Source organism: Aequorivita sp. IT1183 (assembly GCF_058068265.1).
In genome coordinates this window covers 574265-597266 of sequence record NZ_JBYRHS010000003.1, presented here as the reverse complement: position 1 = coordinate 597266, position 23002 = coordinate 574265, and the positions used below count along the sequence as shown (strand labels likewise).

At 37.5% G+C, this 23002-nt stretch carries 25 protein-coding genes; 17 read left to right on the top strand and 8 right to left on the bottom strand.

The window, feature by feature from the left end; translation table 11 throughout:
* Positions 1–39: 39 nt before the first annotated feature.
* Complete coding sequence (locus tag AC3RVF_RS08370) at positions 40–1428, bottom strand: trypsin-like peptidase domain-containing protein (protein ID WP_489693165.1); 1389 nt, start codon at positions 1426–1428, stop codon at positions 40–42.
* A 260-nt stretch (positions 1429–1688) separates the two neighbouring features.
* Between AC3RVF_RS08370 and dapF the strand changes: the two genes are divergently transcribed.
* The 5 genes from dapF to AC3RVF_RS08345 all read left to right on the top strand — a co-directional run bounded on the left by dapF (position 1689) and on the right by AC3RVF_RS08345 (position 5755).
* Positions 1689–2462 (top strand): diaminopimelate epimerase, encoded by a 774-nt coding sequence (gene dapF / locus AC3RVF_RS08365; protein WP_489689388.1) that lies wholly within the window; start codon positions 1689–1691, stop codon positions 2460–2462.
* Positions 2459–2989, top strand: coding sequence for a GNAT family N-acetyltransferase (locus AC3RVF_RS08360; RefSeq protein WP_489689389.1), 531 nt, complete (start codon positions 2459–2461; stop codon positions 2987–2989). The genes dapF and AC3RVF_RS08360 overlap by 4 nt, the downstream gene beginning before the upstream one ends.
* A 22-nt stretch (positions 2990–3011) precedes the next feature.
* On the top strand, positions 3012–4055 hold the full coding sequence (mltG, locus tag AC3RVF_RS08355) for an endolytic transglycosylase MltG (protein WP_489693164.1): 1044 nt from the start codon (positions 3012–3014) through the stop codon (positions 4053–4055).
* A 272-nt stretch (positions 4056–4327) separates the two neighbouring features.
* Entirely contained in the window at positions 4328–4969 is a 642-nt protein-coding gene (locus AC3RVF_RS08350) for a hypothetical protein (RefSeq protein ID WP_489689391.1), read from the top strand.
* 138 nt (positions 4970–5107) lie between these two features.
* Positions 5108–5755 (top strand): peptidoglycan-binding protein LysM, encoded by a 648-nt coding sequence (locus AC3RVF_RS08345; RefSeq protein ID WP_489689392.1) that lies wholly within the window; start codon positions 5108–5110, stop codon positions 5753–5755.
* Positions 5756–5758: 3 nt separating this feature from the next.
* Here AC3RVF_RS08345 and AC3RVF_RS08340 read toward each other — a convergent pair whose 3' ends face one another.
* Genes AC3RVF_RS08340 through dnaA form a run of 4 tightly spaced genes read right to left on the bottom strand, consistent with a single transcriptional unit; the run spans position 5759 to position 9841 of the window.
* Positions 5759–6472, bottom strand: coding sequence for an SAM-dependent methyltransferase (locus AC3RVF_RS08340; RefSeq protein WP_489689393.1), 714 nt, complete (start codon positions 6470–6472; stop codon positions 5759–5761).
* A 6-nt stretch (positions 6473–6478) separates the two neighbouring features.
* Complete coding sequence (locus tag AC3RVF_RS08335) at positions 6479–7858, bottom strand: PQQ-dependent sugar dehydrogenase (RefSeq protein WP_489693163.1); 1380 nt, start codon at positions 7856–7858, stop codon at positions 6479–6481.
* A gap of 52 nt (positions 7859–7910) precedes the next feature.
* Positions 7911–8363 (bottom strand): low molecular weight protein-tyrosine-phosphatase, encoded by a 453-nt coding sequence (locus AC3RVF_RS08330; protein WP_489689395.1) that lies wholly within the window; start codon positions 8361–8363, stop codon positions 7911–7913.
* Positions 8364–8413: 50 nt separating this feature from the next.
* Positions 8414–9841 (bottom strand): chromosomal replication initiator protein DnaA, encoded by a 1428-nt coding sequence (dnaA, locus tag AC3RVF_RS08325; RefSeq protein ID WP_489689396.1) that lies wholly within the window; start codon positions 9839–9841, stop codon positions 8414–8416.
* A 204-nt stretch (positions 9842–10045) separates the two neighbouring features.
* Here dnaA and AC3RVF_RS08320 point away from each other — a divergent pair, with 204 nt between their 5' ends.
* Positions 10046–10447, top strand: a complete 402-nt coding sequence (locus AC3RVF_RS08320; protein WP_489689397.1) for an acyl-CoA thioesterase — start codon at positions 10046–10048, stop codon at positions 10445–10447.
* Here the strand turns inward: AC3RVF_RS08320 and AC3RVF_RS08315 are convergent, their stop codons facing one another.
* The 3 genes from AC3RVF_RS08315 to ribD are packed head-to-tail and all read right to left on the bottom strand — an operon-like array spanning position 10448 to position 13033.
* On the bottom strand, positions 10448–11065 hold the full coding sequence (locus tag AC3RVF_RS08315; RefSeq protein WP_489693162.1) for an IMPACT family protein: 618 nt from the start codon (positions 11063–11065) through the stop codon (positions 10448–10450).
* Positions 11066–11114: 49 nt separating this feature from the next.
* The gene (locus AC3RVF_RS08310; protein ID WP_489693161.1) at positions 11115–11987 is read right to left on the bottom strand and encodes an EamA family transporter; all 873 of its coding nucleotides are present in this window, start codon (positions 11985–11987) and stop codon (positions 11115–11117) included.
* The gene (gene ribD, locus AC3RVF_RS08305) at positions 11984–13033 is read right to left on the bottom strand and encodes a bifunctional diaminohydroxyphosphoribosylaminopyrimidine deaminase/5-amino-6-(5-phosphoribosylamino)uracil reductase RibD (RefSeq protein ID WP_489693160.1); all 1050 of its coding nucleotides are present in this window, start codon (positions 13031–13033) and stop codon (positions 11984–11986) included. Before ribD ends, AC3RVF_RS08310 begins: the two co-directional genes overlap by 4 nt.
* A gap of 28 nt (positions 13034–13061) precedes the next feature.
* On the opposite strand from ribD, the gene AC3RVF_RS08300 reads away from it, so the two are divergent.
* From AC3RVF_RS08300 to porD, 11 genes are all read left to right on the top strand, one after another.
* Complete coding sequence (locus AC3RVF_RS08300; protein ID WP_489689401.1) at positions 13062–13547, top strand: GNAT family N-acetyltransferase; 486 nt, start codon at positions 13062–13064, stop codon at positions 13545–13547.
* Between the two features lie 49 nt (positions 13548–13596).
* On the top strand, positions 13597–14442 hold the full coding sequence (gene prmC, locus AC3RVF_RS08295; RefSeq protein ID WP_489693159.1) for a peptide chain release factor N(5)-glutamine methyltransferase: 846 nt from the start codon (positions 13597–13599) through the stop codon (positions 14440–14442).
* Positions 14443–14521: 79 nt separating this feature from the next.
* Positions 14522–15112: an LOG family protein gene (locus AC3RVF_RS08290; RefSeq protein WP_489689403.1), complete on the top strand. Its 591-nt coding sequence runs from the start codon at positions 14522–14524 to the stop codon at positions 15110–15112.
* A gap of 96 nt (positions 15113–15208) precedes the next feature.
* Complete coding sequence (locus AC3RVF_RS08285) at positions 15209–15913, top strand: MIP family channel protein (RefSeq protein ID WP_489689404.1); 705 nt, start codon at positions 15209–15211, stop codon at positions 15911–15913.
* Between the two features lie 82 nt (positions 15914–15995).
* Positions 15996–17990 (top strand): NAD-dependent DNA ligase LigA, encoded by a 1995-nt coding sequence (ligA, locus tag AC3RVF_RS08280; RefSeq protein ID WP_489689405.1) that lies wholly within the window; start codon positions 15996–15998, stop codon positions 17988–17990.
* A 57-nt stretch (positions 17991–18047) separates the two neighbouring features.
* Positions 18048–18563: a DUF6913 domain-containing protein gene (locus AC3RVF_RS08275; protein ID WP_489689406.1), complete on the top strand. Its 516-nt coding sequence runs from the start codon at positions 18048–18050 to the stop codon at positions 18561–18563.
* A 50-nt stretch (positions 18564–18613) separates the two neighbouring features.
* A complete protein-coding gene (gene dapA, locus AC3RVF_RS08270) occupies positions 18614–19489 on the top strand; it encodes a 4-hydroxy-tetrahydrodipicolinate synthase (RefSeq protein WP_489693158.1) in 876 nt (291 codons plus the stop codon).
* A 137-nt stretch (positions 19490–19626) separates the two neighbouring features.
* The gene (locus tag AC3RVF_RS08265; RefSeq protein ID WP_489689408.1) at positions 19627–20436 is read left to right on the top strand and encodes an outer membrane protein assembly factor BamD; all 810 of its coding nucleotides are present in this window, start codon (positions 19627–19629) and stop codon (positions 20434–20436) included.
* Between the two features lie 13 nt (positions 20437–20449).
* Positions 20450–20782: a DNA-directed RNA polymerase subunit omega gene (locus tag AC3RVF_RS08260; protein ID WP_489689409.1), complete on the top strand. Its 333-nt coding sequence runs from the start codon at positions 20450–20452 to the stop codon at positions 20780–20782.
* Between the two features lie 81 nt (positions 20783–20863).
* The gene (coaBC, locus tag AC3RVF_RS08255) at positions 20864–22087 is read left to right on the top strand and encodes a bifunctional phosphopantothenoylcysteine decarboxylase/phosphopantothenate--cysteine ligase CoaBC (protein WP_489689410.1); all 1224 of its coding nucleotides are present in this window, start codon (positions 20864–20866) and stop codon (positions 22085–22087) included.
* Complete coding sequence (gene porD / locus AC3RVF_RS08250) at positions 22080–22970, top strand: type IX secretion system protein PorD (RefSeq protein ID WP_489693157.1); 891 nt, start codon at positions 22080–22082, stop codon at positions 22968–22970. Before coaBC ends, porD begins: the two co-directional genes overlap by 8 nt.
* Positions 22971–23002 lie beyond the last annotated feature (32 nt).

Genomic DNA, 23002 nt, shown 5'->3' with positions numbered 1-23002 from the left:
TGATTTTCAGCAGCGTTTAGAATAAATATAATATCAATTTTACCTAAATATAAATGAATTGATATTTCCGGCACTATCCGTAAAAGTCATTTTTATAGGCGTGCGATAGTCGCGCTGGCTCATAATTCGCTTTGCGTCGTCTATATCATTAACTGCTTCGTCGTTAATTTTAGTGATTATAATTCCTTCTAATTTATAACGAGCCACTTCGGGAGAAAGGGCGCGCGTAACCATAACCCCGTTTTTAAGACCTCTCGCTTTTAATTCTTCTGAAGTAATATTTTTCACTTCCACGCCAAGATCATCAATGGAGAAAGTTTCTAACTTTATAAGTTTTACAGGAATTTTTCTTTCTTTTCCATCGCGAAGTACAGTTACTTCAACTACATCTTTCGGCCGTTTTGAGCCCAAATAACCAGACAAATCAGCAAATTTGGCAACCTTATAACCATCCAGTTGTTTAATAATATCGCCTTCTTTTAAGCCAGCTTTATCGGCGCCGCTTCCTTTTTCAATTCCGCCCACAAATACGCCTTGGGTTTCGTTGATTCCGTATTTTTCTACAAGTTGCGGACTTATATTCCCCACTTGAATGCCTAAAATGCCACGTTGAACGTTTCCATATTCTAAAATATCTTCAATTACTTTTCGAGCGTTATTGGATGGCACGGCGAAGGAATAACCAACATAACTTCCCGTTTCCGAAGTAATAGCAGTGTTTATCCCAATCAATTCGCCACGAGTATTTACCAAAGCGCCGCCACTATTTCCGCGATTTACGGCTGCATCGGTTTGAATAAAAGATTGTGAATTTCCGTCAAATTGGTTTAAATCGCGTGCTTTCGCACTTATAATTCCAGCGGTAACTGTTGAGGTTAGATTAAATGGATTTCCCACCGCAAGCACCCATTCGCCGATCTTCACATTGTTTGAATCGCCAAAAGGAATGTATGGAAATTCCTCATCGCCATCAATTTTCACAAGGGCAATGTCAGTATTTGGATCTGTGCCAATAAGTTTTGCGGTATATGTTTTATTGTTATTCAGCGTAACCTCAAGGTTAGTCGCGTTCGCAATTACATGATTATTAGTAACAATATAACCATCTGGCGAAATTATTACGCCGCTACCACTGCCAACCATAGCTTTGGGTTGTCCGCCACCTTGAAAATATTCCATAATATTAGTGGGTTGTCTGCTTACGGTGGTGTTTTTTACGTGAACCACGGCGTGCACTGTTTTCTCGGCAGCATCGGTGAAATCAGTATTCATTTCGGCTCCGTTCGTAGAAAAGGTTGTTGGAATAAAATTGGTTTTTTCTGAAGAGGTAAAAGGAATAACATCTTTTTCTTCGATGAGTTTGTAACCTCCAAGCGTGATGGCGCCCGCAAAAAGCGCTACTAGAAATAAACTAACTGTTTGTTTCATTGTAAAAAATTTTAATTAATACTACTTTATTATAATATGAAAACTTCGTTCTTAAGTTTTGCATTTTAAACTGTTTTTAGCCTTTCGATCCATAGAAGATGGAGATGAAAAACTTTTTTCTGAAGAAATATATTTTTAATACCTCTACAAATTTAACTAGTTACGCTTGAAAATAGTATGCCACAAATTGGGTTTTAACTTGTATTTAACGTCAAAACTTCAGCCTAACTCGTAGTGGCTTTTTATATCTTTGTCCGACTATGGAATTCACTTTTTACAAATATCAAGGCACGGGAAACGATTTTGTGATTATCGATAATCGCGAAGAATTTTTCCCAAAGGAAGATACTAATCTCGTTGCCAAAATCTGCGACCGCCGTTTTGGCGTAGGTGCTGACGGCTTGCTATTGTTAGAAAAACATGCTACGGCAGACTTCAAAATGGTTTATTATAACAGCGACGGCAACCTAAGCTCTATGTGCGGAAATGGCGGAAGGTGTATTGTGCATTTTGCAAAATTTCTCGGAATTATTTCTGAAAAAACAACTTTTGAAGCCGTTGATGGAATGCACAGAGCCACGGTTGGAAATGATTGGGTTTCATTAAAAATGAACGATGTTGAAAATATAAATGTTTCAGAAAACTTCACTTTTTTAAACACCGGTTCGCCGCATCACGTTGAAATGGTGGCACAGCTTCCAGATTTTGATGTTTTCATTAATGGAAGAGCAATTCGAAATAAAATTTATGGCAAAGAAGGATCCAATGTAAATTTTGTAGAACAGGAAGACGGTGCCATTTTTTCGGTTCGAACCTACGAACGCGGCGTTGAAGACGAAACTTTATCGTGCGGCACAGGCGTTACAGCTGTTGCCATTGCAATGTTCGAAACTGGCAAAACTTCTGAAAACAAGGTAATTTTGAATACTCCCGGCGGTCAATTGCAAGTGCGTTTTAATAAAGAAGATTCGAGTTATAAAAATGTATATTTGGAAGGACCCGCAACGCAGGTTTTTAAAGGAATTTGGAAATGAAAACACTAAAAGGAGAAAATATATTTTTACGAGCTTTGGAACCTTCAGATCTGGATTTTCTATATTATTTGGAAAACACTGAATCGCTTTGGGAAGTGAGCAATACCACAGTTCCATTTTCAAAATTTATTCTGAAACAATATCTAGAAAATAGTCACCGCGATATTTACGATGTAAAACAATTACGTCTCGTTATTTGTAAAAGTGAAGACGAAACCCAAGTTGGATTTATCGATCTTTTCGATTTTGAGCCTAAACACAGCAGAGTAGGGGTTGGCATCGTAATTTTTTCCGAAGAGAATAAAAGAAAAGGATTAGCTTCGGAAGCACTAAAGCTTACTTGCGATTATGCTTTTGCCCACTTAAATATGCATCAAATATTTGCGGGAATAACAGAAGAAAACGAAGCAAGTATAAAGTTGTTCGAAAAAGCTGGTTTTGAAAAAAGTGGCGTTAAAAAAGACTGGGTTTTTTCCGAAAGAAATTACAAAAGTGAATGTTTTTATCAATTAATCCAAAATTCATAATTCTGAATTCATATTTCAAAAAATGTATATAAAGAAAATATTAATAGCTGTTGTATTGCTCGGTGCTGTGGCAATGGGTGCTTTTGCGTGGTATGTTTACAATACTGCTTTTACGGGAAATACTGCATTCAATAATAAGGAAGCACATATATATATTCCCACTAATGCAACTTTAAACGATGTAACCGAAGAATTAGAGCCTCTTCTGAGAGATATTGAATCGTTTAATACGATAGCGAACCAAAAGCAATATACTTCGAATATTAAGCCGGGTCATTTCATAATAACAAAGGGAATGACGAATAATGATATTGTGAATACATTGCGAAGCAGGAATATTCCAATAAATATAAAATTCAATAATCAGGAACGATTGGAGGATTTGGCGGGTCATATTTCGAATCAAATTGAAGCTGACAGTGTTTCACTTTTGAAAGCAATGCGCAGTCCCGAATTTTTAAAGGAAGTAGGTTTGAACGATGAAACAGCGCTTGCTATGTATATTCCGAATACCTATGAATTTTACTGGAATAGCTCTGCCGAAACTTATAGAAGCCGAATGAAAACCGAGTACGAACGGTTTTGGAACGAAGCTAGAATTGAAAAAGCACAAAAAATAAACCTTTCAAAAGAAGAGGTGATGGCATTGGCTTCAATTGTTCAAAAAGAAACTGCCAAAGTAGACGAGCGTGCACGCGTGGCGGGGGTGTATATAAATAGATTGAAAGTAGGGATGTTACTGCAAGCAGATCCCACAGTTATTTACGCACTGAAACGTGAAAGTGGCTATTACAACCAAATTATTAAAAGAGTGCTCTATGTAGATTTGGAACTAGATTCGCCCTACAATACATATAAATATGCAGGCGTACCACCGGGACCAATCACAATGCCAGATATATCTTCCATCGATGCCGTGCTAAATCCTGAAAAGCACGATTATTACTACTTTGTGGCAGATGTTACTAATTTTGGTTACCACAAATTCGCTAAAAACTTAGCGCAACACAACGTAAACAAAGCCGAATATGTGCGTTGGGTGAATAATCAAGGGTTAAAAAGGTAACCGAAGTCTCCTTCAATTTTTGTTAAAACTACTTCTATTAGCGGGTTAAATAATGTTAACCCCGCAGCTGTTCGCTATATTTATACTATCTTATCATTTATAAAATGCTGACTATCAATCTAAATTACGATAGTCAGTCGTTCTTTGGCACAATATTTTCATATAGCGCGGCGAACTTTTGTTCGCCAAAATGTGTGTTTACATTACTAAAAATTTATTTCGTCTCGCACAAAGCGATGGCGCGATAATTATAATTTAAAACTAAGTAAAACATGACAAAACGTTTTATGAAATTGTCTGCGCTGCTGTCTGTTGCAGTTTTTACTGCAATGGCATTTACTTCTGAAAAAGTAGATTACAGCAGTTCTATATTCGCTACAGATACTGTAGGGAGCGTTGCCAATGTTCCTTACGATTATGAAGTGAATTTGAATTCTCAAGATAGTGTTCCCTTTCTTGGGAAGTCGTTCCTTGGTTTTTGTTATGACCTCGGCTTTAAGGAAAGCAGTGGAAATTACAGAGCTGTGAACAGATTGGGTTATTTAGGCAAATACCAGTTTGGCCGTTCTACCCTTAATTGGGTTGGGATTTACAATACTTCCCGATTTTTAAATTCCCCTTTGTTGCAGGAAAAGGCTTTTGAAGCTTTGATTTCTAAAAACAAATGGGTACTTCGAGATTATATTGATGAATTTAATGGTCAAACAATAAACGGTGTTAAAATAACTGAATCGGGCCTTTTGGCCGCAGCACATTTGGGAGGCGCCGGAAATGTGAAAAAATTTCTGGATAGCAATGGAGAAACCGTTTTTAAAGACGCAAATCATGTACCTATAACAAGATATATGAAACGTTTCATTGATTACGATGTTTCAGAAATACTCCCAGACAACAACGCCAGAGCGACATTATAATTATTAAGAAAAACCAGGTTGACAAGCCTGGTTTTTTATTAATATTAATTTAACACCCTACAAATCAGATTATTAAAAAAAGAACTATCTTTGCCCGCTGAAACGAGGATGTAATTCTATATCCGAATTTTAAACCTAATGAAAAAAAGAATATATCTAATTGCAGTATTACTTGTTGTTACCGTACTAGTAGGGACAGGTTTCATTTCAAAAGATGGCCACGATCTTTCAGCGTTTAGCACGGAAGGGTTGGAGTTATATTACGACGTTCCCACAGAAATTGAACTAACCCCTTTAATAGTTCCTGTGACCCCGAAATTTTATTTATTTTTGGGTAAATCCTATGTAGGATTCAAAGAAGCCCTTGGTTTTAAAGAATCAAGAGGCGATTACAATATCGTAAATGATTACGGTTATATGGGCAAATATCAGTTTTCACGTTCAACCTTGAGAATGATAGGTTTTAAGAACACTGATAATTTTCTATACGATACGCGTCAGCAAGAAGCTGCTTTCTTAGCTTACACCTCATTAAACAAATGGGTGCTTCGCAGAGACATTAAGCGTTATTCAGGCAAAACCATTGGTGGCGTAAAAGTTACTGAATCAGGAATTCTAGCCGCTGCACATTTAGCAGGTGCTGGTAATGTGAAAAAATTTCTTAGAAGCGCAGGCGAAAATCGTTTTGAAGATGCAAATGGCACTTCAATTCGTTATTACTTAAGTAAGTTTTCGGGTTATGATACTTCGCATATTGTTGCAAACAAGCGACCAAGGGTGATGTAAATTTTATCCTTGAATAATGAATAAGGTGGGTCTTTTATGAAGGTCCACCTTTATTTTTTTCCATAAACTGGCCGGCGCAGTTTTTATATATTCTGTAGGCAATGTTATATCGCAAGCCACACAAATATGTGTTTGTGGGTTGAGGTTTTCTATCAAACTTTGTAGCATTTGATTATTGCGGTACGGAGTTTCAATAAAAAGTTGAGACTGGTCTAAGTCTTTAGAAAGTTTTTCCAAACGTTTCAGCTCTGTTTTTCGTTCACCTTTATCAATGGGTAAATAACCGTTGAAGGCAAAATTCTGCCCGTTAAAGCCACTAGCCATCATAGCCAATAAAATTGAAGACGGTCCCACGAGCGGCACCACTTTAATATCAAACTCGTGCGCATAATGCACCGCTCTCGCTCCAGGATCTGCAATTCCTGGGCAACCAGCATCACTAATAACGCCAACGTCAAAACCTTCCAAACATGGATTGAGCATAGCAGGAATTTCTTCTGGCTGGGTGAATTTATTTATTTCCTGAAATTTTAGCGTAGGTTGTTTCTTTTCGGGAACAATGCTTTTTATAAATCGGCGCGCATTCTTTTCGTGTTCCACTATGTAGTGGTCTATTCTTTCAACTGCCTTTTTTACTGAAATAGGGAGTACTGCCAATGGCGGAACATCACCCATGGGGCAGGGAATAAGGTATAAATTTCCTTTTTTTGAAGTCATTAAATATTACTGAACGATTAGTTTTTTAACGGTAGTTTGCTCTTTTGCCGAAGTAATTTTTGCGAAATAAATTCCCGAGTTTAAATTTGAAATTGAAATTGTTTTTTCACTGCTTGAAATATTTTCTTCGGAAATAACCAAACGTCCGCGAATATTGTAAAGTGAAATATTACTAAGCACTTCATTTTTCAAACTAAAAGAAACATTTTCCGAAGCAGGATTTGGAAGCATACTCAGCGTATTTTCAATTGAAAAATCTTCAGTACTTGCAGTTTCGCCACCTTTAATTTTATAAATAGAGCCGTTAAAATCTATAATGTAAAGCTCTTTATGCACGTCTTCACCAAAAGAAACCCAACTACCTGTAAAAGTGCCGTGTTCCACTAAAGTTCCAGCATCGTCAACTGTGCCGATTAGTCCGCTGCAAAAGTCTGCAAAAAAGTAAAGTGCAGAAATATCAGTATATACAGTGCCTCTGTAAACGTAACCGCCCGAAATAGAGCAATTGCCACCAGCGTGGGTATATTCAGCCAACGGAAAAGTTATTTCAGACTGCGGTGGGCAGTTTTGTGTATTAAACGGTTGTGTTCCTTCGTAACATCTCCAGCCGTAATTTAATCCGGCTTCGGTTACATTAACTCTATTTATTTCTTCTCTACTGGTTTGGCCAACATCGGCAATCCAAATATTGTTTTCAGTAAAATCGAATGAAAAGCGCCATGGGTTTCGCAAACCGTAGGCCCAGATTTCATCTAACGCATTTGGGTCTCCCACAAATGGATTATCTGCAGGGATGCCATAATTATTTCCTCCCGAAGGGTTGTTAACATCTATCCGCAGTATTTTTCCTAAAAGAAAATTTAAGTCTTGGCCTCTATCATTTGGATCGCCACTGCCACCACCATCGCCAGAAGCGATATAAAGATAGCCATCGGGTCCGAATGCCAGATTACCACCATTATGATTGGAAGCAGGCTGAGAATAGCCTAAAAGAGGTAATTCTGAATTGGGGTCTGCCAAATCGGGATTCCCAGTACTTACTGAAAATCTAGAAACCTGAGTATCGCCACTGGTATTGCTGTAATTCACATAAAAATAGCCGTTGTTCGCATAGTCGGGATGAAATGCCATGCCTAGCAGGCCGCGTTCACTATTTGTTGAAATTTGTGCCGAAATATCTATGTATGGGGTAACATTCACGCTTCCGTCAGCTTGAATGACTTTAACTTTTCCACCTTTTTCAACTACAAATAATCGTTCATCATTTGCATGTTGCAAGCTCAAAGGTTGATCAAAGTTATCCTTAAACAATTCAATGCTTACATCTTGGGAAAACATTAAAGTTGAAAAAATAAGGAAAGACAGGAGGATGAATACGTTTTTCATGGCCAATTTTAAGTGAAGAATTAAATATAAGTAAAACTGACGAAATAATGCATTAAAGTCTACGCGCAATTTGATCGCAAGCTTCATCGAGCATTTTGAAAACATTTTCAAAACCATTCTCAACGCCAAAGTAAGGGTCGGGAACGTCAACGTTTTCACCTGGAAAAATTTCATCGAGAATTAGTTTAACCTTTTCTCTTTGCGAATCATTTTCAGCCAAAGCCAACACATCGTCTTTATTACTATTGTCCATTACGTAAATCAAATCGAAATTTTCGAAATCCTCTGCACTGAATTGTCTTCCGCGTTGATTGGCAATATCAATATTATAACGTTTACCGATGGCAATACTTCTTTTATCGGGAAGATCACCAACGTGCCAATGCCCTGTTCCGGCAGAATCAACAAATGTTTTTGAGGTATCGATTTTAGATTTTAAAATTCCTTCGGCTAAAGGAGAACGGCAGATATTGCCGAGGCAGACCATTAATATTCTCGTTTGCATTTTCGAAAAATCTTGAGTTAATAGTGCTAAAAGTAAAGAATCGAGAAGGACTAGAGTGTCAACTTTTTGTTAAGGTCTTCAACGTATTTTCTGAATTGCTTGTCGGTAGTTGAAAGATTATCAACTGTTTTGCAAGCATGAAGTACTGTTGCGTGATCGCGTTGCCCAATTTGAGAACCGATAGAAGCAAGGGAAGCTTTTGTGAATTTCTTCGCAAAAAACATAGCTAATTGACGCGCTTGAACAATATGCCTTTTTCGTGTTTTTGACTGCAATGTATCTACATCCATTTGGAAATAATCGCTCACCACTTTTTGTATATAATCTATAGAAACTTCACGTTTGGTGTGTTTCACGTAGTTATCAACAATCTTGCGAGCAAGCTCTATCGTTATTTCTTTTTTGTTGAAAGATGAATGGGCAATTAATGAAATTATTGCGCCTTCAAGTTCGCGGATATTTGTTTTTATATTATTCGCCAAAAACTCTACAATATCATCTGGCATTTCCACACCATCGCGATATAATTTGTTTTTTATAATAGCGACACGAGTATCGTAATCTGGGTGATTTAATTCAGCAGAAAGGCCCCATTTAAAACGAGAAAGCAAGCGCTGTTCAATATCAATCATATCTACTGGGGCTTTGTCGCTGGTTAAAATAACCTGCTTGCCGTTTTGATGTAAATGATTAAAAATGTGGAAGAAAACATCCTGTGTTCCAGCTTTTCCAGAAAGCAATTGTATGTCGTCCACTATAAGCACATCTATTATTTGATAGAAGTGAATAAAGTCGTTGCGATTGTTCTTTTTAACCGATTCAATATATTGCTGGGTAAATTTTTCCGCAGAAATATAAAGCACCGTTTTTTCGGGATATTTATCTTTTATGTCAACACCAATTGCGTGACCCAAGTGGGTTTTTCCCAAACCAACACCGCCAAAAATAAGCAAAGGGTTGAATGAAGTTCCGCCAGGTTTGTTAGCAACTGCTAAGCCTGCCGAGCGAGCTAATCTATTCGATTCGCCTTCAAGGAAACTTTCAAAATTATAATTGGGATTAAGTTGCGACTCAATTTTTACATTGCGAATTCCAGGAATTACAAACGGATTTTTAAGTTCCGGACTTTTGTTTTTCAATGGAACATCAACGTCTTGCGATCGGAGATTGCTTCGGTTTGCGCTCGGAATTTTTTCAGTAAAAGGTTGTTTATTGCCGTAAGTGTTTTCCATTCTAATGATGTAAACCAATTTAGCAGTGGTACCCAATTCCTTTGTAAGTGCAACTTTTAATATTTTAACATAGTGTTCTTCGAGCCACTCATAAAAAAACTTGCTCGGTACCTGAATGCTCAATGCATTGTCGGTTAGCTTAACCGCCTTGATGGGTTCGAACCAAGTTTTGAATGCCTGCGAAGTGATGTTATCTTCGATAAAAGCCAAACAATTGTTCCAAACCGATTCCGCAGTTTTGCTCATAGTTAAAATTTGTGTTTTTTTGTTTAAAAAGGTATGGCCAAAAAATAGGGGAGGGAGTAATTCCGTGCTATTTATTAACAGTGCAAATATGTGAACAAAAAAGTTATAAAAAAAACCAGTTAGGGGTTGAATTATTAGTTTTTTTTCGCCATACTTCCCTTTGGATAAAACTACAAAAAAACTTTCTTTAATCTACACAAAACTTTGAAGAATACACTTACACAAATTAGAGTGCGTTATGGTGAAACCGACCAAATGGGTGTGGTTTACTACGGTAACTACGCACAGTACTTAGAGCAGGGCAGAACCGAATGGCTTCGGGAGCTTGGGTTTTCATATAAATGGATGGAAGCCAATGATATACATTTGCCTGTTGTACATTTCAGTATTGATTATAAGAAGCCTGCTTTTTACGACGATTTACTTACCGTAAAGACATCTTTAAAGCAAATGCCGGGGGTGAAAATTGAATTTCAATATGAAATTTATAATGAGTCCAAACAACTTTTGGTAACGGCCACTACTATTTTAGTTTTTATAAATAGTGCGACAAAAAAGCTAATAAAAGCACCCAATTATCTTATTGAAAAGCTGAACGAAGAGTAGTTAATTTTCTAATCGTTTAATACTCACTTTGTAAGTATTCTCGAACAAATTAAATATTCGTTCGGCGTCATTTTTACGCACTGAAATTTTGAATTCACAATTCAATTCCATTTTTTGAGCTATGATTTTTAGGTCTTCATCTTTTACAATTCGCATAACGATATTCATTTCAGGATATTCAAATTTTAGCTGAAATGTTTCATCGATAGTACGTGCTACAATTCTACAAGTTTCCAAAGCCATTTGAGCAGTAGTTTTGTACGCTTGAATCAAGCCACCAACGCCGAGTTTTGTACCGCCAAAATAACGAACTACTACAACGAGAATATTAGTAACATCAAAAGATTGAAGTTGTCCGTAGATGGGCATACCAGCACTATTTGAGGGCTCGCCGTCGTCATTAGCGCGGTAGTGTTCGTAGCTTTTGCCTAGTTGCCAAGCGTAGCACCAATGCCGTGCGCTATGGTGCTGTTTTTTAAGGCTTTCAATAAATTCTTTAGTGTCATCTTCTGAAGTTACAGGAAAGGCATATCCAAAAAATTTGCTTCCTTTTTCCTTAAAAAGAACCTCTTTTGAAGGTTTTAAAATCGTTTTATATGTGTCTTTTTCAATCTCCAAATTCGTGTTTATATTTTGTTATTCAGCGCATTAAAAACTTATTAGATTGCTAAAATCTTTCAAAAGCAATCAAAAATATACTAATCACTGCGAGCGCAATTCCAATCCAGTTTTTCAATAATAATTTCTCCTTAAATAGTAAAATTCCAAACAAAGTTGAAATCATAACAATAGCCACATTATTAATGGTGAAAATGCCCGAACTGTCAAAAATACCACTGCGCAGCGCCTGCACCAAGAAATAGATGGAGAAATAATTCGGAATTCCTAAAGCAATTCCGGCAAGCACATTTTTAAATTGAAACTTAAATTTCCCTTTACTCGCCTGAAATAGTATAATAACAAACCCGATAATACCGGCCATAGCATAAATAGTCGCGGAAAAAATTGGGATGTCGTTTTCTGCGATAAATTCGCCTTCCAGATATTTTATGGTAGTGTCTATAAAACCACTTCCCAGAAAAACTAAAACTGGAAAGATGAAATTTGAAGGTTTTATTTTAATTCCGTCTTTGGTCTTTATGGAAGCTAGATAAACAGAGGCCAAAGCCAAGATAATTCCGATAATTTTTAATACACCTAAGCTCTCATTATAATAAACCAACCCAAAAATGATGGGAATAACAACGCTCATTTTTGTGGCTACAGAAACTACTGAAAGTCCGCTACGTTGTGTTGTTATTGCCATTAAGTTGAAAACGGTTATAAATAGTGCGCCCAAAACCAAGGCGAACGGAAACCAATTGTAATTTGGAATTGAAGCGAAATCTACCGAATCCTTTTGAAAGATAATGCCGCAAAAACAAGCTGTTACGTAGTTGAAAACAATGCCGTGCATTGTATTGATTTTAAACTTAGAAAACAGTTTAAAAACCACAAAAATCATTGTGGATGAAAGAATGCTGAGCGCTAACGCTATCAAGAGTTAGGGTTTTTAAAAATTCGTAATGTGTCGTCTTTTATTTTTTCTTCTGAAATAAATTCTCCTTCAAAATTAGGTGCTTTAATACCTTCTCCAAAGCTTGTGCTTCCGTTAAATACAAAGGCTTCATCCCAAAGATTGGCATCAATAAATGTTTGAAGCGTTTTTGCACCGCCTTCAATTATAATTGATTGAATTTCTCTTTTGAAAAGTAGGTTGCAGATTTGCTGCGTAATTTTTTCAGAGAAATCAACTTTTTCATAACCTAGGTTTTCTGAAGTTTTGCTTTCCTTTTCGTTGAAAACTATCGTCTTGGAACTTGCATCAAAAACTGATAAATCTTGCGGAATTTTTAAATTTCTATCAATCACGATCCGCGTTGGATTTTCTCCAGCCCAATCCCGAACCGTAAGCGAAGGATTATCTTGCAAAACCGTGTTTGTTCCCACTAAAATAGCCTGTTCCTCCGCTCGCATTTTATGGACGAGTTGCCGTGAAAATTCATTTGTAATCCAAACGGGTTTTGTTTTGTTTCGAGTTTCACTTTTTGGAGCAATAAAACCGTCAACCGACTGTGCCCATTTCAGAAAAATATAAGGTCTTTTTTTCTGGTGAAAAGTGAAGAAACGTTTATTTAATTCGTTGCATTCGTTTTCTAAAACGCCTACAATAACTTGGCAACCGGCTTCCATTAATCTTTTAATACCACGGCCAGCTACTTTCGGATTTGGGTCTAAACTTCCAATCACCACTTTTTTAATGCCGCTTTCAATAATTAAATTGGCGCAGGGCGGCGTTTTCCCAAAATGGCTGCAAGGTTCCAAACTAACATAGATTGTTGCTTCCTTTAAAACCTTGGTTTTGCGTACGCTGGAAATGGCGTTTACTTCGGCGTGGGCTTGCCCAGCTTTGTAGTGCCAGCCTTCGCCAATAATTTCATTATTATGAACAATGACGCTACCCACCAACGGATTTGGATAGGTGGTTCCCAGTCCGTTTTTAGCCAGTTGAATGCAGCGCATCATATATTTTTCGTGTATCTTCACCGCGTAAAAATACAAGGATTTAATTAGAATGGACACACCAATTATTCGACTTATAAAAAAGAAGGACAATCCGCAAATCGCCAAAGTAATACGTAGCGTTTTAGTAGATTTTAACGTGCCAAAAGTAGGTACCGCTTATGCCGATGCGGCTTTGGATTGCATGTTTGAAACCTACCAAAAACCCAAAGCGGTTTATTTTGTGGTGGAAGAAAACGATACTATAATTGGCGGTGCAGGCGTGGCGCCATTAGATAATTTTGATGGCAACGTTTGCGAACTTCAAAAAATGTATTTTTTGCCCGAAGCCCGAGGTAGAGGCGTAGGCGCACAAATGATGGAGTTTTGTGTAACCAAAGCACGCGAATTTGGGTTTGAAGAAATATATCTGGAAACTATGGATTATATGACGCACGCCCAAAAACTATACAAACAAGCCGGTTTTGAATATATAGACGCCGCTATGGGCGACACAGGCCATTATTCTTGCCCAGTGCATATGCTGAAAACGCTATAAACTGCGAGGTGTGCCCACCGACCACTTTATAGGTTTTAAACTCCGTTTAATGAAAATAATAGAACTCAAAAAAAGCTTTCAAAACTTCCTTTTAGGATTATATCCTTCAGAAGAGGTGCAATCTTTTTTCAATATTCTTACGGAAGAATATTTGGGTCTTACCCGAATAGAAATCGCTTTAAATCCTGAAAAGAATGTTTCTGAAGAAGATTCTAAAAAATTTCAGAAAGCATTACTTCGACTTAAAAATAATGAGCCAATTCAATATATAATTGGTGAAACCGAATTTTACGGGCTTTCTTTCAAAGTGAATAATCACACCCTAATTCCCCGTCCCGAAACGGAAGAATTAGTTGAGTGGATACTCACGGAAATTCCCCCTTCGGGGGCAAGGGGGATTTTAGATATTGGCACTGGTAGTGGTTGTATTGTTATTTCACTTGCGAAAAATCTTCAAAATGCTGAAGTTTCTGCTTTGGATATTTCCGAAGAAGCATTGATGATTGCTCGTGAAAATGCAGAAATAAATACTGCTGAAGTAACATTCATTAAGACAGATATTTTAAAAACCGAAACGCTTCCAAAGCATTACGATATAATTGTTTCAAATCCGCCCTATGTGCGCGAATTGGAAAAAGAAGCAATGCAGCAAAACGTTTTAAAGTATGAGCCAGAGTCGGCGTTGTACGTTAGTAATGACGATCCGTTGTTGTTTTATCGCGCGATTTCCCAACTGGCGAAAAACCATTTAAAACCCAACGGAAAACTCTTTTTCGAGATTAATGAGTACCTTAGTGAAGAATTGACCGCGCTTTTAATAAGCGAAGGATTTAAAAATATTGAAGTAAAAAAGGACTTTTTCGGAAAAGACCGAATGTTGAAATGCTCTCTTTAAATTACATGCCGGCTGCTTTATAAAAATTGTAAGGCACCCATTCGGCGGAAATAACAATCGGAAATACTAATAAAATTTTATGAGCGAATTAAAAAAAATCTGTGTCTTCTGCGGAAGTAGCGATGGCAACGATCTTGCCATAACCGATGCTGCCAAAAAATTAGGTAGAATTTTTGCCGAGCGTAAAATTACTTTAGTGTACGGCGCTGCAAAAATAGGAGTGATGGGCGAAATAGCCAAAAGCGTTTTAGACAATAAAGGAAGTGTTATTGGTATAATCCCAAATTTTTTAAAGAAAAAAGAAGTGGTTCATTTAGGCCTTACAGAACTTATTACCACTGAAAACATGCACGAACGCAAAATGAAAATGCAGGAAGAAAGCGATGGCTTTATCGCGCTTCCGGGCGGCATGGGAACCTTAGAAGAGCTTTTTGAAATAATAACTTGGCTTCAGCTTGGTTTACATCAAAAACCAATTGGTCTATTGAATATTAATGGTTTCTACAACGATCTTATAAAAATGCTTGAAACCATGGTGCGCAAAGGCTTTCTTTCTATGGATAACTACAGCCTTCTTTTAGTAGATTCCAATCCTTTGAATCTATTAAAAAAAATGAAGGAATTTAAGAGGCCCGAGGTTCCGAAGTGGCTAAATTCTGACAGAACTTGATTGGTTATCAACATTTAATCCTTCCTTTTTAACAATCCTTTTATAAGGTTTTCATTTTCTTAATTTTAAGTATTCTAACCTCTTAAATTATTGAAAATGAATTCTACAAAAAAGTATTTCGCCGAAGCACTCGGCACATTTGCCTTAGTTTTATTTGGCTGTGGCGCAGCAACTATTGCCAGCGTAACCCATTCTGGACCAGCCGGAATCGGGTTGTTGGGTATCTCATTAGCCTTTGGTTTTGCTGTATTGGTGATGGTCTATACCATTGGCCCAGTTTCTGGATGCCATATTAACCCAGCAATTTCCATAGCAATGCTAGCTGCTGGAAAATTATCTGCTAAAGACACTGTTGGCTACGTTGTTTTTCAATGTATTGGAGCCGTGGCTGCTTCTGGGTTGCTGTATGTTTTAGCTACTGGAAGCACTGGATTCTCAATGCCCGAATGGGGCTTGGGAGCAAACGGTTGGGGTCCCGGCTATCTGGGCGAATACGATATGAAATCTGCATTGATTGCAGAATTTGCATTCACATTTCTTTTCTTAATGGTAATTTTTGGAGCCACGGCTTCAAAACACACTTCGCCAATGATGGCGGGGCTTGCTATTGGTCTTTCTTTGGCATTGATTCATATGGTAGTAATTCCAATTACAGGAACCTCCGTTAACCCAGCTCGTAGTTTAGGTCCTGCACTTTTCGCTGGCGGAATGGCATTACAGCAACTTTGGTTGTTTATCGTTGCACCTATCGCCGGCGGGCTTTGCGCGGCATTGGTTCGCAATATCTTTTTAGATGATTGATTTTTAAATTTTGTTGAAAATTTCATTGATAAACCTCACAGTTTTTAAAAAGCTGTGAGGTTTAAAATTTTATATTTGTTGCATGAACATCGAACAACAAATAACATCCCTTCGCAACGAACTCCGCGAGCATAATTATAATTATTACATATTAGATAATCCCACAATTTCCGACTTTGAATTCGATCAAAAACTGAAACAACTTCAAGAACTTGAAAAAGAGCATCCAGAGTTTTACGATCCAAATTCACCAACTTTAAGAGTTGGAGGTGAAATAACCAAGAATTTTGAAACCATTCCACATACGTATAGAATGTATTCTTTGGATAATTCCTATTCCAAAGAAGACCTCGAAGATTGGGAGAAGCGTATCGAAAAAATGGTGGATGGCAAAGTAGAATTTACGTGTGAACTTAAATACGACGGCGCCTCAATCAGTTTGACTTACGAAGATGGAAAGCTGAAAAAAGCCGTAACTCGCGGTGATGGTTTTCAGGGCGACGATGTTACAGCAAACATAAAAACTATAAGGTCCGTTCCGTTGCAACTTCGGGGAGATTATCCGCCGCTTTTTGATATTCGCGGTGAGATTGTTTTACCTTTTGAAGGATTCGCAAAGATGAATGCTGAAAGAGTGGAATTGGGCGAAGAACCATACAGAAACCCACGAAACACGGCTTCTGGAAGTTTAAAATTGCAGGATAGTGCTGAGGTTGCTAAACGCCCGTTGGATTGTTTGTTATATAATTTACAGGGTGAAAGGCTTCCTATAAAAACACAATTTGAAAGTTTGCAAAATGCTCGAGATTGGGGCTTTAAAGTGCCCGAAGCTGCTAAACTCGCACATAACCTAGAGGAGGTTTTAGAGTTTGTAAACTATTGGGATATTCATCGTCATGAGCTGCCCTATGAAACTGATGGGGTAGTGGTAAAAGTGAACAATCTGCAGCAACAGGAAGAGTTGGGCTACACTGCAAAATCGCCGCGTTGGGCGATGGCTTACAAATTTAAAGCCGAGCAGGTTTCCACAGTTTTAAATCAAATAACCTATCAGGTTGGGCGAACTGGCGCTATAACACCCGTTGCAAATTTGGAGCCTGTTGAATTGGCGGGAACTATTGTAAAACGTGCTTCATTGCACAATGCAGACCAAATTGAAAAGCTCGACATACGCGAAGGAGATACAGTTTTTGTTGAAAAAGGTGGTGAAATAATTCCGAAGATAATTGGCGTCGATTTTACACAGCGTGATCCAAATTCCGATCCTACAAAATACATAACCGAATGTCCCGAATGTGGAACTTCATTGGTTCGTAATGAGGGTGAAGCACAGCATTATTGCCCAAATGTTGACGGTTGTCCGCCACAGATTATTGGCCGAATTCAGCATTTTATTTCGCGCAAAGCGATGGATATTGAAGGTTTGGGCGGTGAAACTGTTGCGCTTTTAGTGAATAATGGATTGATAAATAACTATTCAGATTTATACCTTTTAAAGGAAGAACAGATAATTCCGTTGGAACGAATGGCGCAGAAAAGTGCCGAAAATATTGTGAAGGGAATTGAAGCTTCAAAACAAATTCCTTTTGAGAGAGTTCTCTTCGGATTGGGAATTCGTTATGTGGGTGAAACCGTTGCGAAAAAACTTGCTAAACATTACAAAACAATTGACGCGTTAAAAAATGCTTCCGAAGAAGAGTTGATAACCGTTGATGAAATAGGCGAACGCATTGCCCAAAGTGTAGTTTCCTTTTTCACTTCCGAAGAAAATATAACAACCATTGAACGTTTGAAAAGTTATGGCGTTCAATTGGAAATTTCGGCAGATAAGCTCGCTAATCAAACCGATACTTTAAAAGGAAATACCTTCGTGGTTTCTGGTGTATTCACCAAAGTGTCGCGCGACGAACTAAAGAAATTGATAGAAGATAACGGCGGAAAGGTATCGAGTTCTATTTCGTCTAAAACTAACTATGTGGTAGCTGGCGAAAATATGGGGCCGAGCAAAAAAACCAAAGCTGAAAGCTTAGACGTGGCAATCATTTCTGAAGATGATTTTTTAGAAATGATTTCCTAATTAAAGCTGAAAAATCTTGAAAAAAACTATTTTTGAAGTGCAAAATATTGGCAATCCATGTTGAAAAGAATAAAACAAAATTCATTAAAAAAGCATATTGATAAAAGTCTGGCAACGCGCGACTTTTCGAATCGTAACGAGCCATTACAACATTTGGGTTTCTTGGTGGACGAAGCTTTTTTTAGCGATTTTGAAAAATTATATGCTTTTGGAAACGAATTTGGTTTACAGCCAAAAGATGTAAAGATTTTCACTTTCGTGGAAACTCGCCGAAAATTACCAACGCTTCGCCAAAATCAGATAACCAATAAAGAATTCAGTTGGAAAGGTGATATCCAAAATCAGAATGCCAAAGAATTCCTCGATATTCCTTTCGATGTTTTAATAGGTTTTTATAAAGGAAAACACGAATATTTAAGTTTGATGGTTGCAGAAAGCAAAGCGAAATTTAAAATAGGTTTTCACGGTGCCGATGAGCGTCTTTACGATTTATTGTTATCTGTGAATCTTAACACGCCCGATCTTTTTAAAGCCGAAGTGCAGAAATACTTACGAATCTTGAAAAAGATTTAAGTGCCATTAACAATTTAAACCTCATTATCAACAGATTTAAAATATAGAAAATGAAAGAACTAATAGGAACCGGAGTAGCACTTGTTACACCCTTTAAAAACGACTTTTCCGTAGATGTTGAAGGGCTGAAAAATGTGGTCAATTTCAATATAGAGAACGGAATAGATTATTTGGTTGTTTTAGGAACCACTGCTGAAAACGCCACACTTTCAAAAGATGAAAAACAACTTGTAATCGATACGGTAATTTCTGCAAATAATGGTCGGCTGCCTTTAGTTTTAGGCATTGGCGGCAATAATACGCACGAAGTAATTGCTGAAATGCAAACTCGCGATCTTTCGGCTTTTATCGCCATTCTTTCAGTTTCACCCTATTACAACAAACCTACTCAGGAAGGTGTTTATCAGCATTTTGCTGCAATTGCAAAAGCTGCGCCGTTACCAATAATTTTGTATAACGTACCTGGAAGGACAGCTTCAAATATGCTTCCGGAAACGGTAATTCGTTTGGCGCATGATTTTGATAAAATTGTTGCTATTAAAGAAGCCGCCGGAGATATGGTACAAGCAATGAAACTAATTGCCGGTTGCCCAAAAGATTTCTTGATTATTTCTGGCGATGACATGATTACTTTACCAATGATACTTGCGGGAGGTGCGGGAGTAATTTCAGTAATTGGAGAAGGTTTTCCGAAGGAATTTTCACAAATGGTAAAACTTGGTTTAGACAGAAAGGTAGATGAAGCTTATAAAATCCATTATAAAATTGCGCCAGCAATCGATTATATTTTTGCGGAAGGAAATCCTGCTGGAATAAAGGCGGTTTTCAAAAAAAAAGGCGTTTGTGGAGACACTGTAAGGCTTCCATTAGTGGGCGTTACCGACGGTTTAAGAAGTAAAATTGATGCTTTTGTCGATAATTTATAAAATCACGCTTTTCAAATTAGTAGTTAAATATTTCAAAAGGCTTGCTAACAATAGTCTTCAGCGCAATATTTTAGCCCAATAATAAGTTTGTTCAATCATGTTTAATTCCCTATTTTTGCACGATGTTTTTTAAGCCCATGCGATTACCTATTTTTTTAATTCTCTGTCTTACCATTCTTCTTTCGTCCTGTAGTGAATACCAACAGGTGTTACGAAAGGATGATATGGGTAAAAAATACACCCTAGCCGATTCGCTTTATAGGATGGGCAAATACAAAAAGGGACTTAAATTAATGGAGCAGTTAGTACCCGCATATCGTGGGAAACCTCAAGGTGAAAAGCTAATGTTTATCTATGCGAACACCTATTACAACCTAGAAGATTTTTACTTAGCTGGTTACCAGTTTGAAAGATTTACGCAAGCCTATCCATTAAGTGATAGTTTAGAAGTAGCTTCGTTTAAATCTGCAAAAAGTTTTTATCAGCTTTCTCCAAGATATTCATTGGATCAAAAAGAGACTGATAAAGGACTTGAAAAGTTACAGGAATTTATAAATAGATATCCCAATTCAGATAAACGCACCGAGGCAAATACGCTTGTTGCAGAGTTGAGAAATAAGTTAGAAAAGAAAGAATTTGAAGTTGCAAAGCAATATTTGCGCGTTGAAGATTACAAGGCCGCAATTGGCGCTTTCGACAATTTTATAACAGATAATCCAGGCTCGATTTATAGAAAAGATGCTTTTTACGGAAGATTTGTTTCTGCCTATAAATTAGCGATTAACAGTGTTCCGGTTTTGGTACAGGAACGTTTGCGCTCAGCAAAAGGATACTACAATAATTTTATAAAATATTACAAGGACACAGATTTGGCTCCCGAAGCAACGGCATTATATCAGGATATAGAGAGCAAAATTGTACCCTTAGAAACAGAACCCACTATTTAATTAATTTAATATTATGGATATCAAAAATTCAGAAGCCCCCATCAATACCGTTACATTAGACAAGAATTTGATTGATGCACCAACGCACAACATTTATGAAGCTATTTCAATTATTTCGAAAAGAGCTGCACAAATAAACGGTGACATTAAAAAAGAATTACTTGAAAAGCTTGATGAGTTTGCTACTTACAACGATAGTTTGGAAGAAATTTTCGAAAACAAAGAGCAAATAGAGGTTTCAAAATTCTACGAAAAACTTCCAAAGCCACACGCTTTGGCAGTACAAGAGTGGTTAGAAAATAAAATCTACTACAGAAATACAATAGACGAAGTAGTAGAAGAGTAGCTCCCTAACCCTCAAGGGGGAATTCTGGGAATAGCAAATTTAATACTGCGTACTGATTTACTGAACACTGAACACTGAAAAATGGCTGTTTTGAACGGGAAAAATATCTTGCTTGGAGTTACCGGCGGGATTGCCGCGTACAAAACAGCCTTTTTAGTTCGGCTTTTGGTGAAGAAAGGAGCTAATGTAAAAGTGGTTATGACGCATTCTGCTAAAGAATTTGTTACACCGCTTACCCTTGCAACACTCTCTAAAAACGAAGTGTTTTCATCTTTTACAAAAGAAAAAGATGAAAATAGCTTTAAAGAGCCCGAATGGAACAACCACGTGGAGTTGGCCCTTTGGGCTGATTTGTTTTTAATAGCTCCAGCTACCGCAAATACGCTTTCTAAAATGGCGAATGGTACCTGCGACAATCTATTGCTTGCCTGCTATCTTTCTGCAAAATGCCCGGTGTATTACGCGCCAGCAATGGATTTAGATATGTACCAACATCCGTCCACAAATAATACTTTTGATAAACTTAATAGCTTCGGAAATATTCAAATTCCGGCGGCTTTTGGTGAACTTGCAAGTGGTTTAGTGGGGCAGGGTAGAATGGCTGAGCCAGAAGAAATTGTTTCCTTTTTAGAAAATAATATTTTAGAAAAACTTCCGCTTCGCGGGAAGAAGTTTTTAATAACTGCTGGTCCAACCTACGAGGCAATTGATCCCGTGCGTTTCATCGGAAATCATTCGAGTGGAAAAATGGGTTATGCTATTGCTGAAGCCGCAGCCCAACTTGGCGCTGAGGTTGTTTTAATATCTGGCCCTTCAGCTTTAAAGCTTGAAAACGATTTCGTGAAAATTGTTCGCGTTACATCGGCAGCAGAAATGTATACTGCAGCGCACGAATATTTCGACAAAAGTGATGTTGCTATTTTAAGCGCCGCCGTTGCAGATTATCGCCCTTCTGAAGTTGCTACAGAAAAGATTAAAAAGAAAAGTGATGATCTTACCCTTCACCTTATAAAAACTAAAGATATATTAGCGTCGCTGGGTGAAATTAAGAAAAAGCAATTTTTGGTTGGTTTTGCACTCGAAACCCAAAACGAAGAAGAAAACGCAAAATTGAAACTCAAAAAAAAGAATTTAGATTTAATTGTGTTAAATTCGCTTCGAGACAAAGGCGCTGGTTTTAAAACTGACACCAACAAAATTACTTTAATCACCAAAGACAATAAAACACTTCCTTTTCCTGTTAAACCTAAAAAAGAAGTAGCAAAAGATATTTTAGAATATATTATAGAACAGACAAATGCGTAAAATTTTACTTTTCTTATTATGTGCTATCGCTGCGTTTTCTACGCAGGCCCAAGAACTTAATTGCACCGTTTCCATTGATGCCGAACAAACCGGACAGCCCAATTTGCAAATTTTCCGCACATTGGAAACCCAGTTACGGGAGTTTGTAAACAACACAAAATGGACCGATAAAGAATACAAAAACCAGGAGCGAATAGATTGTAATATGACGCTGGTTATTAGTCAGTTTGACGGCGATTCTTTTACTGCTACATTGCAAGTTCAGTCTTCGCGTCCCGTTTTTCAATCTACCTATGACACACCAGTTTATAACTATTTTGACAGACAAGTTAGATTCAGTTATAAGGAATTTGAGCCGCTTACTTTCAACATAAATAGCTTTGGTTCAAACCTTGTTTCTGTAGTGGCGTTTCATGTTTATACGGTTATAGGTTTAGATGCAGATACTTTTACCCCAAACGGTGGAGAGCCTTATTTTGAAATCGCGAAACAAATTACTAATACTGCTGCTTCTAGCAATTTTCAAGGTTGGAAAGCCACAGATGGCAACCAGTCTAGATACCGTTATAACGATGCTTTAATCTCTTCAGTTTATAAAGAATTTCACGATGTGATGTACAAATATCACCGCGATGGAATGGATGAAATGGCGAGCGATCAAAAAAAGGCAAAACAAACAATTGCTGAAGCCATAAACAATTTAAAAGGTATTAACGACCGTCGTCCAAATTCTTTCTTGGTGCGTACATTTTTTGATGCGAAAAGTGACGAAATACAAGCCGTATTTAGCGGTGGGCCACAGGTAGATATTACCAAATTAATGGAGAATCTTAATAGATTGGCTCCCACAAAACGAAGCAATTGGTCTGAAATTAAATTTTAATTTTATCGAGATTGTACCAATTAGTGTCTTTC

Bases quoted from the DNA above. Each gene is read 5' to 3' on its own strand.
- AC3RVF_RS08370 (WP_489693165.1), bottom strand. From the start codon at position 1,428: ATGAAACAAACAGTTAGTTTATTTCTAGTAGCGCTTTTTGCGGGCGCC.
- dapF (WP_489689388.1), top strand. From the start codon at position 1,689: ATGGAATTCACTTTTTACAAATATCAAGGCACGGGAAACGATTTTGTG.
- AC3RVF_RS08360 (WP_489689389.1), top strand. From the start codon at position 2,459: ATGAAAACACTAAAAGGAGAAAATATATTTTTACGAGCTTTGGAACCT.
- mltG (WP_489693164.1), top strand. From the start codon at position 3,012: ATGTATATAAAGAAAATATTAATAGCTGTTGTATTGCTCGGTGCTGTG.
- AC3RVF_RS08350 (WP_489689391.1), top strand. From the start codon at position 4,328: ATGACAAAACGTTTTATGAAATTGTCTGCGCTGCTGTCTGTTGCAGTT.
- AC3RVF_RS08345 (WP_489689392.1), top strand. From the start codon at position 5,108: ATGAAAAAAAGAATATATCTAATTGCAGTATTACTTGTTGTTACCGTA.
- AC3RVF_RS08340 (WP_489689393.1), bottom strand. From the start codon at position 6,472: ATGACTTCAAAAAAAGGAAATTTATACCTTATTCCCTGCCCCATGGGT.
- AC3RVF_RS08335 (WP_489693163.1), bottom strand. From the start codon at position 7,858: ATGAAAAACGTATTCATCCTCCTGTCTTTCCTTATTTTTTCAACTTTA.
- AC3RVF_RS08330 (WP_489689395.1), bottom strand. From the start codon at position 8,363: ATGCAAACGAGAATATTAATGGTCTGCCTCGGCAATATCTGCCGTTCT.
- dnaA (WP_489689396.1), bottom strand. From the start codon at position 9,841: ATGAGCAAAACTGCGGAATCGGTTTGGAACAATTGTTTGGCTTTTATC.
- AC3RVF_RS08300 (WP_489689401.1), top strand. From the start codon at position 13,062: ATGGACACACCAATTATTCGACTTATAAAAAAGAAGGACAATCCGCAA.
- prmC (WP_489693159.1), top strand. From the start codon at position 13,597: ATGAAAATAATAGAACTCAAAAAAAGCTTTCAAAACTTCCTTTTAGGA.
- AC3RVF_RS08290 (WP_489689403.1), top strand. From the start codon at position 14,522: ATGAGCGAATTAAAAAAAATCTGTGTCTTCTGCGGAAGTAGCGATGGC.
- AC3RVF_RS08285 (WP_489689404.1), top strand. From the start codon at position 15,209: ATGAATTCTACAAAAAAGTATTTCGCCGAAGCACTCGGCACATTTGCC.
- ligA (WP_489689405.1), top strand. From the start codon at position 15,996: ATGAACATCGAACAACAAATAACATCCCTTCGCAACGAACTCCGCGAG.
- AC3RVF_RS08275 (WP_489689406.1), top strand. From the start codon at position 18,048: ATGTTGAAAAGAATAAAACAAAATTCATTAAAAAAGCATATTGATAAA.
- dapA (WP_489693158.1), top strand. From the start codon at position 18,614: ATGAAAGAACTAATAGGAACCGGAGTAGCACTTGTTACACCCTTTAAA.
- AC3RVF_RS08265 (WP_489689408.1), top strand. From the start codon at position 19,627: ATGCGATTACCTATTTTTTTAATTCTCTGTCTTACCATTCTTCTTTCG.
- AC3RVF_RS08260 (WP_489689409.1), top strand. From the start codon at position 20,450: ATGGATATCAAAAATTCAGAAGCCCCCATCAATACCGTTACATTAGAC.
- coaBC (WP_489689410.1), top strand. From the start codon at position 20,864: ATGGCTGTTTTGAACGGGAAAAATATCTTGCTTGGAGTTACCGGCGGG.
- porD (WP_489693157.1), top strand. From the start codon at position 22,080: ATGCGTAAAATTTTACTTTTCTTATTATGTGCTATCGCTGCGTTTTCT.